Raw genomic sequence first — 13305 nt, 5'->3', positions numbered from 1 at the left:
ACGCGTACGTCAATCCTTGGATACCTCGCGTTCACCGTTTAGAGTGTCACTCAAACAGGAGGTGTGTGGACGTGCGACTGACCCCCACGGAACGCGACCGGCTGCTGCTCTTCGGCGCCGCCGAGCTCGCGCGGGCCCGCCGGGCCCGGGGCCTTCGGCTCAATGTGCCGGAGGCGACGGCCCTCATCGCGGACACCGTCTGCGAGGCGGCCCGCGACGGCCGGCGGCTCGCCGAGGCGATCGCCGCGGCCCGGTCCGTGCTGGGCCCCGACGACGTGCTGCCGGGTGTGGCCGATGTCGTCACCGAAGTGCATGTCGAGGCCGTTTTCGACGACGGCTCGCGGCTCGCGGTCGTCTCCGACCCGATCGGCGGTCCCTCCCTGGGCGACGGCGCCCCCGGCGCGCTGCTGCCGGGCCCCACCGAGGCCGAGGAGCCCCCGGCGGTGGTCCTCACGGTCCGCAACACCGCGACCGTGCCGGTCAGCGTCACCTCCCACTTCCACTTCTTCGAGGCCAACCCACGCCTGGACTTCGACCGCGCCGCCGCCTACGGCATGCGGCTCGCCGTACCCGCCGGGTCCTCGTTCCGCTTCGACCCGGGCGGCGAGGCGGAGATCGGTCTCGTCCCGATCGGCGGCGCACGGATCGCCATCGGCTTCGCGGGCCTGGTCGACGGCCCGCTGGACGCGCCCGGCGCGAAGGACGAGGCCCTGCGGCGCGCGGCGGCCTGCGGCTACCTGGGCGTGGAGCCCACGAAGGAGGGCGAGTGATGGACCCGTACGAGTACGCATCGGTGCACGGACCCCGCGCGGGCGACCGGATCGTCCTGGGCGACTCCGGGCTCGTCGTCCGCGTGGAGGCCGACTCCCAGAAGCCCGGCGACGAGTTCCTGGCCGGCTTCGGCAAGACCGCGCGCGACGGACTTCACCTCAAGGCCGCGGCCGTCCGCGAGACCTGTGACGTCGTGATCAGCAACGTCCTCGTCATCGACGCCGTCCAGGGCATCCGCAAGGTGTCGATCGGTATTCGCGAGGGCCGGATCCACGCCATCGGGCGCGCGGGCAACCCGGACACCCTCGACGGTGTCGACGTGGTCGTCGGCACCGGCACGTCCATCGTCTCCGGCGAGGGGCTCATCGCCACCGCCGGTGCCGTGGACACCCATGTCCACCTGCTGTCCCCGCGCATCATGGAGGCCTCCCTCGCCTCTGGTGTCACCACCATCATCGGACAGGAGTTCGGTCCTGTCTGGGGGGTTGGCGTCAACTCGCCATGGGCCCTCAAGCACGCCTTCAGCGCCTTCGACGCCTGGCCGGTCAACATCGGCTTCCTGGGCCGGGGTTCGTCCTCCGACCCGGCGCCGCTGGTCGAGGCGCTCGCCGAGGGCGGGGCCTCCGGCTTCAAGGTCCACGAGGACATGGGCGCCCACACGCGTGCCCTGGACACCGCGCTGCGGGTGGCGGAGGAGTACGACGTCCAGGTCGCGCTGCACAGCGACGGCCTGAACGAGTGCCTGTCCGTCGAGGACACCCTCAAGGTCCTGGACGGCCGGACGATCCACGCCTTCCACATCGAGGGCTGCGGCGGAGGCCACGTACCGAACGTCCTCAAGATGGCGGGCGTACCGAACGTCATCGGCTCCTCCACCAACCCCACGCTCCCCTTCGGCCGCGACGCGGTCGCCGAGCACTACGGGATGATCGTCTCCGTCCACGACCTGAAGACCGACCTGCCCGGCGACGCCGCCATGGCGCGGGACCGGATCCGGGCCGGGACGATGGGGGCGGAGGACGTCCTGCACGACCTGGGCGCGATCGGGATCACCTCCTCCGACGCGCAGGGGATGGGAAGGGCCGGCGAGACCGTACGCCGGACCTTCGCCATGGCCGGGAAGATGAAGGCCGAGCTGGGCCCCATGGAGGGCGACGGCGCGCACGACGACAACGCGCGCGTGCTGCGCTACATGGCCAAGCTGACCATCAACCCGGCGATCGCCCACGGCCTCGCGCACGAGATCGGCTCGATCGAGGTCGGCAAGATGGCCGACATCGTGCTGTGGCGGCCGCAGTACTTCGGGGCCAAGCCCCAGATGGTGCTGAAGTCCGGCTTCCCCGCGTGGGGGGTCGTGGGCGATCCGAACGCGGCGACCGACACCTGCGAACCGCTCGTCCTCGGACCGCTGTTCGGAGCCCACGGAGCGACCCCGGCCGACATCTCGGTCGCGTTCGTCGCCCAGGCCGCCGTCGACCTCGGCTCCGACCGGCTGCCGACCAGGCGCCGTCGCGTCGCCGTCCGCGGGACCCGGGGCATCGGCCCCCGTGACCTGCTCCTCAACACCCGTATCGGCCAGGTGGGGGTGGACGGCCGGACCGGACTCGTGTCCCTCGACGGCGACCCGATCCGCTCCGAACCGGTCGAATCCATGTCCCTGAACCGTCTCTACTTCCTCTGAGGACTCCTCCCATGACCTTCCGAATGCCCGCCGAGTGGGCCCCGCACGAGCGCACCTGGATGGCCTGGCCCGGCTCCAACCCGACCTTCACCAACGACGAGGAGCTGGCCCAGGCCCGCACCGCGTGGGCGTCCGTCGCCCGCGCCGTACGCCGCTTCGAGCCGGTCACCGTGGTGGTCGGCCCCGGCCAGCTGGAGTCCGCGCGCGCCCTGCTCGGCGACGCGATCGACCTGGTCGAGCGTGAGCTGGACGACGCCTGGATGCGCGACATCGGCCCCACCTTCGTCAGCGACGGCACCGCCCTCGCCGCCGTGAACTGGGTGTTCAACGGCTGGGGCGCCCAGGACTGGGCCCGCTGGGAGCACGACTCCAAGATCGCCCGCCATGTCGCCGACCTCGCGGGCGTGCGGGTGGTCGACAGCCCCCTCGTCAACGAGGGCGGCGCGATCCACGTCGACGGTGAGGGAACGGTCCTGCTGACCGACACCGTCCAGCTCGGCCCGGGCCGCAACCCCGAGTGGAGCCGCGCCGAGGTCGAGGCGGAGATCCACGCCAAGCTCGGCACGACCAAGGCGATCTGGCTCCCGCACGGCCTGACCGGCGACTACGGCCTGTACGGCACCCAGGGCCACGTCGACATCGTCGCCGCCTTCGCCCGGCCCGGCACCGTGGTCGTCCACAGCCAGCAGGACCCGGCCCACCCGGACTACGAGCGCTCGCGGCTGTACGTCGACATCCTCAGCCGTCAGACGGACGCCAAGGGCCGTCAGCTGGAGGTCGTGGAGATCCCGGCCCCGACCGTCCTGAAGGACGAGGAGGGCGACTGGGTCGACTACTCGTACATCAACCACTACCTCTGCAACGGCGGTGTGGTCCTGTGCGGCTTCGACGACCCGAACGACGAGATCGCGGCGGGCATCTTCCGCCGCCTGTTCCCGGAGCGGATCGTCACCCTGGTCGACGCGCGCGCGATCTTCGCGGGCGGGGGCGGCATCCACTGCATCACGCAGCAGCAGCCGAAGGTCTGACCCGCGGCTCCGGTCGGCGACGGCCGCACGCGGGGCGACCGCGTGCGGCCTCGTCGGCACCGGGGAGGAACGGGTCCGCGACACCGAGGCCGAGACGATCGGGTAGAACGTACGAGTGAGCAGCATCAGCCCGAATTCCTCCGCTTCCTCCTCCGGCCCCACCCCGGCGTCCTCCTCGGCGTCTTCCTCGGCGTCCTCCTCCGCCTCGCGCCGGCGCCGCAACCAGGCGGCGCCGCCCCGGGAGGACGTCCTCGCCGCCGCCATGGCCACCGTCGCCGAGCGCGGGCTCGACGGGCTGACCATGGCCGGGCTCGGGCGCGAGGTCGGGATGAGCAGCGGGCACCTGCTCTACTACTTCCGCACCAAGGACGAGCTGCTGCTCCAGACCCTGGAGTGGAGCGAGGGGCGGCTCGGCGCCGAGCGCAGCGCGCTGCTCTCCCGGCCCGGAAGCTGCGCCGAACGCCTCGACGGCTACGTCGACGTCTACGTGCCGGACGGGCCCCGCGACCCGCACTGGACGCTCTGGCTGGAAGTCTGGAACCGCTCCCAGAACGCCGACGACGACGCCCGCGCCCGGCAGGCCGCCATCGAGGGCGCCTGGCACCGCGACCTCGTCGCGCTGATCGCCGAGGGCGTCTCGCGCGGCGAGTTCCGGCCCGTCGACCCCGACCGGTACGCCACCCGGATGCGCGCCCTGCTCGACGGGTTCAGCGTCCATGTCGCGGTCGGCATCCCCGGCACCAGCCGCGAACAAGTCCTCGCCCACGTACGGGAGTTCGTGGCCGAAACCCTGCTGCTGCGACCGTAACGTACGCAAGTAGACCCGATCGTTGCCCCCTCCACCCTTGTTGCGCCCGCTTCACGTCCGGCACGGTTCCGGATCATGGGACGAGAGCACTGGAAGAAGATCTGGGTCGGGTCGGCCGGCAACATGGTCGAGTGGTTCGACTGGTTCGTGTACGCGAGCTTCGCCACGTACTTCGCGGGGGCGTTCTTCCCCGAGGGCAATGACACCGCCAAGCTCATGAACACCGCCGGCATCTTCGCCGTCGGCTTCTTCATGCGCCCCGTCGGCGGCTGGCTGCTGGGCCGGGTCGGCGACCGCAAGGGCCGCAAGGCGGCGCTCACCCTGACCGTGACGCTGATGTCCGCCTCCGCCCTGCTGATCGCCGTCGCCCCGACGTACTCCGTCGCGGGCTACGGCGGCGCGGCGGTCCTGCTGATCGCGCGCCTCCTCCAGGGCCTCTCGGTCGGCGGCGAGTACGCGGCCAGCGCGACCTATCTGACCGAGGCGTCGGCGCCGCAGCACCGTGGCTTCGCCTCCAGCTTCCAGTACGTCTCGATGACCGCGGGACAGATCCTCGGCCTCGGCCTGCAGATCGTCCTCCAGCGCACCATGTCGACGGAGGCGCTGCACAGCTGGGGCTGGCGCATCCCGTTCATCATCGGCGCGCTCGGCGCGGCCGTCGTCTTCTACCTGCGGCGGAACATGCTGGAGACGGAGGTGTACGAGGAGACCGCCGACGACGGCGTGGCCGAGGGCGAGAAGGGCACGATGAAGGCGCTGTGGGCGCACAAGCGGGAGGCGTTCCTGGTCATCGCGCTCACCATGGGCGGGACGCTGGCCTACTACACGTACACCACCTATCTGACGAAGTACCTCTCCAACTCGGCGGGGCTGCCGAAGCAGACGGCGACCCTGGTCTCCTTCTGCGCGCTGATCGTCTTCGCCTGCCTGCAGCCGCTGGCCGGGCGTCTGTCGGACCGGATCGGCCGCCGGCCGCTGCTGATCACCTTCGCGCTGGGCTCGACCTTCCTGACCGTGCCGATCATGACGATGCTCCAGCACGCGGGCTCCTTCTGGCCGGCGTTCGGCCTCTCGCTGCTCGCGCTGGTCGTCATCACCGGCTACACCTCCATCAACGCGTGCGTGAAGGCGGAACTCTTCCCGACCGGCATCCGCGCGCTCGGCGTCGCCCTCCCGTACGCCATCGCCAACGCGCTCTTCGGCGGCACGGCGGAGTACGTGGCCCTGTGGTTCAAGGACGCGGGCATCGAGTCCGGCTACTACTGGTACGTGGCGGGGTGCGCGGCGGTGTCGCTGGTCGTGTACCTGGCGATGCGGGAGACGCGGGACATCGATCTGGGGAGGGTGGGCCGGAAGACGGCGGAGCCGAAGGGCACGCGGGAGACGGCGCCGACCTCCGCCGTCTGACCGGGGTCACTGCTGCGTCGCCGCCCCCAGCCGCTGCTGGAGCTTCTGGAGGACGTCGGTCGAGCTCCTGGTCAGCGTGGCCGCGTTGGCCCGTGTCTCGTAGGCGATCACGCTGACCACGGTGGCTCCCTGCCGGCCGGTGTGCAGGACGTAGGGCAGGTCGGTCTTCGCGCCCGTGGCGTCCGCCGTCTGGGTGCCCTCCTCGGTCGTCACCTGTTCCAGGCCGGCGACGTCCGGCGCCGTGGCCTGGCGGACGTCCGCCCAGCGCACCTTGTCGAACTGCTGCGTCGGGCAGCGGCGAGTCGTCTCCTGCGAGTCGTCCATGAACGACTCGGCCGTCGCCACGTCCGCGAACACGCGGACGTCGGTGGTCCCGATGAGCTGCGTCTGGTTGTTGATGACCGAGCGGGCGACCGCGGCCAGCGTGCCCGAGCGGGCCGCCTGGGTGAACCCCTTGCAGTCCTTCGACACCTCGTACTCGCTCGCCGGGTCCTGTTCGTACGGGTCGCTCCGCTTGTACGCGGGCCCCCAGTCCTCGGGCCGAAGGGCCACGGCGACCGCGAGGGTGTGGGCCCTCGCACGGGCCGCCTCGTCGTCCACCGCGACGGAGGGCGACGGGGACGTGCTCGCCGCCGACCCGCCGTCGTCGTCACCGCCGCCCTGCAGCATCGCCACGAGCGCCACCGCCAGGCCGAGGGCGACGACCACGCCGGCCCCGGCGATCAGGAGAGTGCGGCGGCGTCGGCCGCCGTCCGGGGGAGGGGGCTCCGAGCCGCCGGGGGGAACAGGGGGGACGCCTCCGCCGCCCGAGCCAGGGGGGACGTGTCCGCCGCCCGACCCCGGCGGCGGGATGCTGCCGCCGCCCGAGCTCGGGCCGAGTGGCCCGGGGGGTGGTCCCGCCGGCGGGCCGGACGGGGGGCCGGAAGGTGGCTGAGTGCTCATACAGGGACCCGTACCACCCCACCACCGCCCGCATCCTGAGACCGTCATCCCGTCACCCGTACAGATGTGGCAGACTGCCCGCGTGCTCGCTACCCCCATGATTATCGGCAGCAGCGCGCCGGTCCGCAGTGGCCGCTGAACCGCGACTCCACCCCCGCGGCAGTGGACACCGTGCCCCAGACCCGCGCGCAGACCTCTCGCACCCGCGAGGGGTTTTTTCGTTTTCCGGCCCCACCACCGCCGGAAACGGACAGCGCGTGAGAATGGGGGCAAGTGGATCCAGACCTTCCGGAGCCACATCCGACAGGAGCCATCAGAGCCATGACCACGGAGAACGACGAGAGCTCGCGTCTCGACGACAGCTTCCACGTCTTCGACACGACGCTGCGCGACGGAGCCCAGCGTGAAGGCATCAACCTCACCGTCGCGGACAAGCTGACCATCGCGCGACACCTCGACGACTTCGGCGTCGGCTTCATCGAGGGCGGCTGGCCCGGCGCCAACCCGCGCGACACGGAGTTCTTCGCCCGCGCCCAGCAGGAGATCACGTTCAAGAACGCGCAGCTCGTCGCGTTCGGCGCGACCCGCAGGGCCGGCGGCAGGGCCGCCGAAGACCCGCAGGTCAAGGCGCTCCTCGACTCCGGCGCCCCCGTCATCACCCTGGTCGCCAAGTCGCACGACCGGCACGTCGAGCTCGCCCTGCGCACCACCCTGGACGAGAACGTGGAGATGGTCCGCGACACCGTCTCCTACCTCCGCTCGCAGGGCCGCCGCGTCTTCGTCGACTGCGAGCACTTCTTCGACGGCTACAAGGCCAACCCGCAGTACGCCAAGGACGTCGTCCGCGCCGCCGCCGAGTCCGGCGCCGACGTCGTGATCCTCTGCGACACCAACGGCGGCATGCTCCCCGCCCAGATCCAGGCCGTCGTCGCCACCGTCCTCGCCGACACCGGTGCCCGGCTCGGCATCCACACCCAGGACGACACCGGCTGCGCCGTCGCCAACACCCTCGCCGCCGTCGACGCGGGCGCCACGCACGTCCAGTGCACCGCCAACGGCTACGGCGAGCGGGTCGGCAACGCCAACCTCTTCCCCGTGGTCGCCGCCCTGGAGCTCAAGTACGGCAAGAAGGTGCTGCCCGAGGGCGCCCTCGCCGACATGACCCGGATCTCGCACGCCATCGCCGAGGTCGTCAACCTCACGCCCTCCACCCACCAGCCGTACGTGGGTGTCTCGGCCTTCGCCCACAAGGCCGGGCTGCACGCCTCCGCGATCAAGGTCGACCCGGACCTCTACCAGCACATCGACCCCGAGCTCGTCGGCAACACCATGCGGATGCTGGTCTCCGACATGGCGGGCCGCGCCTCCATCGAGCTGAAGGGCAAGGAGCTCGGCGTCGACCTGGGCGGCGACCGCGCGCTTGTCGCCCGGGTCGTCGACCGGGTCAAGGAGCGCGAGCTCAAGGGCTACACGTACGAGGCCGCCGACGCCTCCTTCGAGCTGCTCCTGAGAGAGGAGGCCGAGGGCCGCGCCCGCCGCTACTTCCGTACGGAGTCCTGGCGCGCGATCGTCGAGGACCGGCCCGACGGCACCCACGCCAACGAGGCCACCGTGAAGCTCTGGGCCAAGGGCGAGCGGATCGTCGCCACCGCCGAGGGCAACGGCCCCGTCAACGCCCTCGACCGGGCGATGCGGGTCGGTCTGGAGCGGATCTACCCGCAGCTCGCCAAGTTCGAGCTGGTGGACTACAAGGTCCGCATCCTGGAGGGCCGCCACGGCACGGAGTCCACGACCCGCGTCCTGATCACCACCAGCGACGGCAACGCCGAGTGGTCGACGGTCGGCGTCGGGGAGAACGTGATCGCCGCGTCCTGGCAGGCGCTGGAGGACGCGTTCACGTACGGGCTGCTGCGGGTCGGGATCGAGCCGGCCGAGTAGAAGGCCCAGTGGAGCTCAGTGGAGCTCAGTGGAGCTCAGTGGAAGGCCGAGTGGAAGCCGGGAGGGTCCTCAATGTCTCGTAGTCACCCTTTAGGGGTAGTTTCGATGGTATGAGGACCAGGCCGTTCCACCTTCTGTCGGCCCTTGCCGGGCTGGCAATGCTGCTGCTCCTGGTCCTGGCCCCCGCAGCGGGGGCCGGGACCACCGGGATCATGGGGATTCCGGACGCCGGCGCGGCCCTGAAGCAGGGGCCGGTGTACGTCGATCCGGGCGCGCGCGACCAGCTCTCCACGGCCGAGGAGAATGCCCTCGCCCAGAAGATCAAGGACGCGGACAAGCCGCTCTTCGTCGCCGTGCTGCCCGCGAACAGCGAGTACCCGCCCCAGAACCTGCTGCGCAATCTGCGCACCGAGACCGGGGTGACCGGGCTCTACGCGGTCCGCCTCGGTGACGGATTCGACGCCGGCGCCGACCGCACCGTGATGTCCGCGAACGCCGTGGACAACCTGGTCACCGCCGTGCGCCAGCCCGGGGTCGACGCGGCCACCGAGCTGAACAACTTCGTGGACCAGGCCCTGCCGACCCTGCGCGGCAACGCCCCCTCCTCCTGGGGCTCGGTCGGCGCCGACGACGGCGTCCCGGTGGGCGGCCTGATCACGCTCGGCGCGGTCGTCGCAGCGGGCGGCGCGTCCGCGTACGCGATCGTCCGCCGCAAGCGGCTCCGCAAGGAGGCCGAGGAGCGCGAGGCCCTCGACAAGCTGCGGGTCGTCGTGGACGAGGACATCACCGCCTTCGGCGAAGAGCTCGAACGCCTCGACTTCCACCCCGCGGAGCCCGGCGCCGACGACGCGAAGCGCGGCGACTACGAGCGCGCCCTCGACTCGTACGACAAGGCCAAGTCCCTCATGGGCTCCGCCACGCGCCCGCACGACGTCAAGCCGGTGACCCAGGCCCTGGACGACGGCCGCTACTCGCTCGCGGTCCTCGCCGCGCGCCGCGAGTCCCGGGCGCTGCCCGAGCGCCGTCCGCCCTGCTTCTTCGACCCGCGCCACGGCCCGTCCCTGGAGGACAGGACGTGGACCCCGGCGGGCGGCTCCGCCCGCGAGGTCCCGGTCTGCGCCGCCGACGCCGCCCGTCTCGACGACGGGCAGGAGCCCATGGCCCGTACCGTCGAGACCTACGACGGCCGCCGCCCGTACTGGGAGGCGGGACCGGCCTACGGCCCCTGGGCCGGCGGCTACTTCGGCGGCGGCATGCTCCCCGGCCTCCTCGTCGGCACCATGCTCGGCTCGATGCTCGCCACCCCCGCCTACGCCGGCGAGTACGGCGGCGGGGAGTTCGCGGGCGGCGACTTCTCCGGAGCCGACTTCAGCTCCGGCGACTTCGGCGGCGGTGGCGGCTTCGGGGACTTCGGCGGTGGTGGGGACTTCGGCGGCGGAGGGTTCTAGACAGCCCGCGCTACGAGAGTCCCCTCACCCTCACGGTGCGATCTCGAACCGGGGTGGCTGGAGACCGGCGAGGCAGCTCGTGTCCGGCGCGTCCGGACGGTCGAAGAACGAGACGGTCATCGTCTGCGCGCACGTCGATTCGGCGAAGACCACGTGCGCGACGTAGGGGACCTCGACGGCGATGGAACGGCTCAGTGTGCGGGCGGCGTACGGTCCGTTGCTCGGCGCGGTCTGGGAGTCGAACCCTCCGGACAGGACGAACGTCGGGATGTCGCTGCGGGTCAGGTCCCGGATCGAGGGCGGTGCCGCGGGGACGTTCCAGGCCCGGCAGTCCGCGTGCAGCCAGGCGAGCTGCGGTGCGTTGGCCTGCACGGAGCGGGGGAACGACGGGAACAGGCGCCGCCCTGCCCGGAGCACGTCGGCCTCGCTCTCGTACGGTGTCCACTCGCTGCAGAAGACGCCGTAGGAGAGCCCGTGGGCCACCCGGCCGATGGCCTGCGGGCTGAGCTTGCCACCCGCCCACTGCTCGGCGATCCGCCGTGGGTCGCCGTGGGCCAGTTCGTCGAGGGAACGGGGCACTCCGGCCGCCAGGTGGCTGGCTGAGGTCAGCCAGTTCACCAGGACTCCGCCGTCCAGCACGACCTTCACCGGCTCCGGCTGGCCCGGGACCGTGACGGTGGTGGTGACCGGTCGGGCCTCGAGTTCGACCACGAGGCGCTCGAAGGTGGCCTTGAGGTTCGGATAGCGGGTGTTGCAGGCGGGCTGCTCCGCGCATGCCTTGAAGATGCCGTCGAAGCCCTCTCGCGCGGCCTTCCAGGTCACGGCGCCGCCTGCCAGGGACGGTGGCAGGACGCCGTCGATGCCGACCGACCTGATGCCCTTCGGGTGCAGACGCATGTACTGGAGCGCCAGGTCGGTGCCGTAGGAGATGCCGAACACGTTCCACCGCTTGAGGCCCAGTGCCTTGCGCAGGCCGTCGTAGTCGGCCGCGCTCTCGGTGCCGTTGTAGGCGCTGAGATCGGCCCCGCGGCTCACCAGGCTGTCGCGGCATTCCCGCAACGCCTCGACGTGCAGGCGTCCGGTGGACCGTGCGCCGAAGACGAGATCGAGGGCGCTCGCGTTGAACTCGTCGACGTTCGGGCAGGTGAGTTCCGGGTCGGCCGAGTAGGTCCCGCGCTGGGACATGAAGATCACGTCGCGGTCGCGGTTCAGGCCGCCGGCGAGCGCCATCGGGATCTCGGAGACGGCGTCGTCGCCGGGTCCGCCGGCGAACCACACGATCGGGTCGGGCTTCGGTGTGCTGGTGACCGCGGGAATGATCGCGACCCCGAGGGTGATCCTTCGCCCCTTGTGCCGTGATCGCTTCTCGGGCACGGTGAGCGTTCCGCAGCGGGCTCGCTCCAGATCGGGGATCGGGTCCGCCGTCCTCGGGCAGGGGCCCGGCTTGAAGTGGGCGTCGCCGGCTTTCCGGGCGACCGTGCCGATCGGCGCTCCGTCGCCGGATCCGGCTCGGGCGGGCATCGCGGCCAGGCCGACGACGAGGGCACCGGCCGTGGCTCCGGCCAGCGCGGCCGGGAACCGGCGCGCCGCGCGCCGCCGGTGTCGGAGTGGTCCGAGGGACATCATGTGCGCTCCGATTCAGGGGTGATGGTGAACGGCTTCGGTTCGAGCCCCGCCACGCAGCTCGTGTCGGGCGAGGTCGGGCGCGCGAGGAAGGAGCCCAGGACGCTCTGCGCGCAGGGCGACTGGGGCACCACCCAGTGGCCGATGCCCGGAACGCGTACGGCGGTCGAGCGGGGCAGCGTGCGGCCCGCGTACGGACCCCACTTCGCACCGGTCTTGGCGTCGAAGGTCCCGTTGACGATGAGCGCGGGCACCTCGCTTGAGGTCGTCACGCGCTGGACGGCGGTGCGGTCCGGGACGTTCCAGGCGCGGCAGACCTCGTGCTCGAACGGGAGCTGCGGCGCCTGCGCGAGGACCGAGTCCGGCCAGCCCGGGAAGGCCCTGCGGCCCGCCTTCAGCAGGTCGGAGCGTGAGTACCCGGGCACCCACTCGGCGCAGGCCACCGACTGGGTCAGCCCGTGGGCGAACTCGCCGATGACGGGCGTCGCTCCGGCGGCGCGGGCCCGCGCGAAGCGCTCCGGGCGTCCGTGGGCGAGTTCGTCGAGGGCGGCGGGGACGTCGACGGCCGGGACGGCGTTGGCGACCAGCAGGTTCACCAGGGCGCCCCCGTCGAGGACGACCTTCACCGGGTCGCCGCCGCCCGGCGGGGGCACGGTCAGCGTGAGGGGCTGCGCTTCGAGGCGCCGGACCTGCTCCGTCAGCGTGAGGGGGAGGTCCGGGTAGCGGCTCTTGCAGCGGGGCTGGGCCGCGCACGCGTCGAGGATCGCGCCGATCCCCTCCTGGGCGCTGTCCCAGGTCCACGGCAGGCTCACGATCTGCGGGGGCACGACGGAGTCGATCGCCACGGAGCGGATGCCCTGGGGGTGCCGGCGCAGGAAGGTGAGGGCCAGGTCGGTGCCGTAGGAGTAGCCGTAGACGTTCCACCGGGGGATGCCGAGCGCCTTGCGCAGGGCGGCGAAGTCGGCGGCGTTCTCGGTGGTGTTGTAGGCGCGGAGGTCGACTCCGTCGGCCGTCAGACGGTCCCGGCACTGCTTCGTCGCGCGGACCAGGAGGCGCCCGGTCGACGGCGCGTCGTAGCGCAGCCCCACGGCGTCGGCGTAGAACCGGTCCACTTCCGGGCAGGCGAGGTTCGGCCGGGTGTGGAGCGTTCCGCGCTGGGCCATGACGATCAGGTCGCGGTCCCGGTTCACGCCGGCGTCGATCAGAAAGGGGATGTCCCCGATCGCGTCGCCTCCGGGGCCGCCGGTCATGAAGACCACCGGGTCCTCGGCCGGTTTCGCCGACGCGGCCGGGATGATCGCGACGGCCAGCCGGACGGTCCGCCCGCTCCGGTGGGTGCGGCTCTCGGGCACCTCCAGGACGCCGCACCGCCCGGGGACGGGCTCGGGTGTGGCGGGGCAGGGGCCGGGCACGAACCGGCCGGGCGGTCCTGACACGGCCTCACGGACGGTCGGTGGGGCGGCGCCGCCGGGTGTCATGCCGGCGGTGCCGAGGAAGGCCAGTCCCGCCGCGACGAGCGCCGTCGTGGTGCGCGCCCGCCTTCGTCCGGTCCCGCTCCCGCCGCTCGTGTGAACGGAGGGCGGGCAGCCCGGACCGTCGCCTTGTGCCGTCATGTGAACCCGTCTCCCTGACGTCCTGGGCCCGCCCCGTGTCGCCGGG

At 72.0% G+C, this 13305-nt stretch carries 10 protein-coding genes; 7 read left to right on the top strand and 3 right to left on the bottom strand.

The genetic code is table 11. The annotated features are described in order from the left end of the window. Positions 1-71: 71 nt before the first annotated feature. The 5 genes from ureA (at position 72) to ACFWRO_RS22855 (ending at position 5695) form a co-directional block, all read left to right on the top strand. Complete coding sequence (ureA, locus tag ACFWRO_RS22875) at positions 72-770, top strand: urease subunit gamma (protein ID WP_384512904.1); 699 nt, start codon at positions 72-74, stop codon at positions 768-770. After that, positions 770-2452, top strand: a complete 1683-nt coding sequence (locus tag ACFWRO_RS22870; protein ID WP_384512903.1) for an urease subunit alpha — start codon at positions 770-772, stop codon at positions 2450-2452. The genes ureA and ACFWRO_RS22870 overlap by 1 nt, the downstream gene beginning before the upstream one ends. A gap of 11 nt (positions 2453-2463) precedes the next feature. Further along, positions 2464-3480: an agmatine/peptidylarginine deiminase gene (locus tag ACFWRO_RS22865; RefSeq protein WP_384512902.1), complete on the top strand. Its 1017-nt coding sequence runs from the start codon at positions 2464-2466 to the stop codon at positions 3478-3480. Between the two features lie 262 nt (positions 3481-3742). Further along, a complete protein-coding gene (locus tag ACFWRO_RS22860; protein ID WP_384512941.1) occupies positions 3743-4288 on the top strand; it encodes a TetR/AcrR family transcriptional regulator in 546 nt (181 codons plus the stop codon). Between the two features lie 75 nt (positions 4289-4363). Continuing rightward, positions 4364-5695 (top strand): MFS transporter, encoded by a 1332-nt coding sequence (locus ACFWRO_RS22855; RefSeq protein WP_384512901.1) that lies wholly within the window; start codon positions 4364-4366, stop codon positions 5693-5695. 6 nt (positions 5696-5701) lie between these two features. On the opposite strand, the gene ACFWRO_RS22850 is transcribed toward ACFWRO_RS22855, so the two are convergent. After that, positions 5702-6403 (bottom strand): hypothetical protein, encoded by a 702-nt coding sequence (locus ACFWRO_RS22850; RefSeq protein ID WP_384512900.1) that lies wholly within the window; start codon positions 6401-6403, stop codon positions 5702-5704. Positions 6404-6958: 555 nt separating this feature from the next. Here ACFWRO_RS22850 and cimA point away from each other — a divergent pair. Beyond that, positions 6959-8575: a citramalate synthase gene (gene cimA, locus ACFWRO_RS22845; RefSeq protein ID WP_384512899.1), complete on the top strand. Its 1617-nt coding sequence runs from the start codon at positions 6959-6961 to the stop codon at positions 8573-8575. A 110-nt stretch (positions 8576-8685) separates the two neighbouring features. Further along, entirely contained in the window at positions 8686-10023 is a 1338-nt protein-coding gene (locus ACFWRO_RS22840; protein WP_384512898.1) for a hypothetical protein, read from the top strand. Between the two features lie 30 nt (positions 10024-10053). On the opposite strand, the gene ACFWRO_RS22835 is transcribed toward ACFWRO_RS22840, so the two are convergent. After that, on the bottom strand, positions 10054-11646 hold the full coding sequence (locus tag ACFWRO_RS22835) for an alpha/beta fold hydrolase (RefSeq protein WP_384512897.1): 1593 nt from the start codon (positions 11644-11646) through the stop codon (positions 10054-10056). Beyond that, complete coding sequence (locus ACFWRO_RS22830; RefSeq protein ID WP_384512896.1) at positions 11646-13259, bottom strand: alpha/beta fold hydrolase; 1614 nt, start codon at positions 13257-13259, stop codon at positions 11646-11648. The genes ACFWRO_RS22835 and ACFWRO_RS22830 overlap by 1 nt, the downstream gene beginning before the upstream one ends. Positions 13260-13305: the final 46 nt, after the last annotated feature.

Source organism: Streptomyces sp. NPDC058579 (assembly GCF_042718575.1).
Lineage (GTDB): Bacteria > Actinomycetota > Actinomycetes > Streptomycetales > Streptomycetaceae > Streptomyces.
This window is presented reverse-complemented; position numbering and strand designations above follow the sequence as displayed.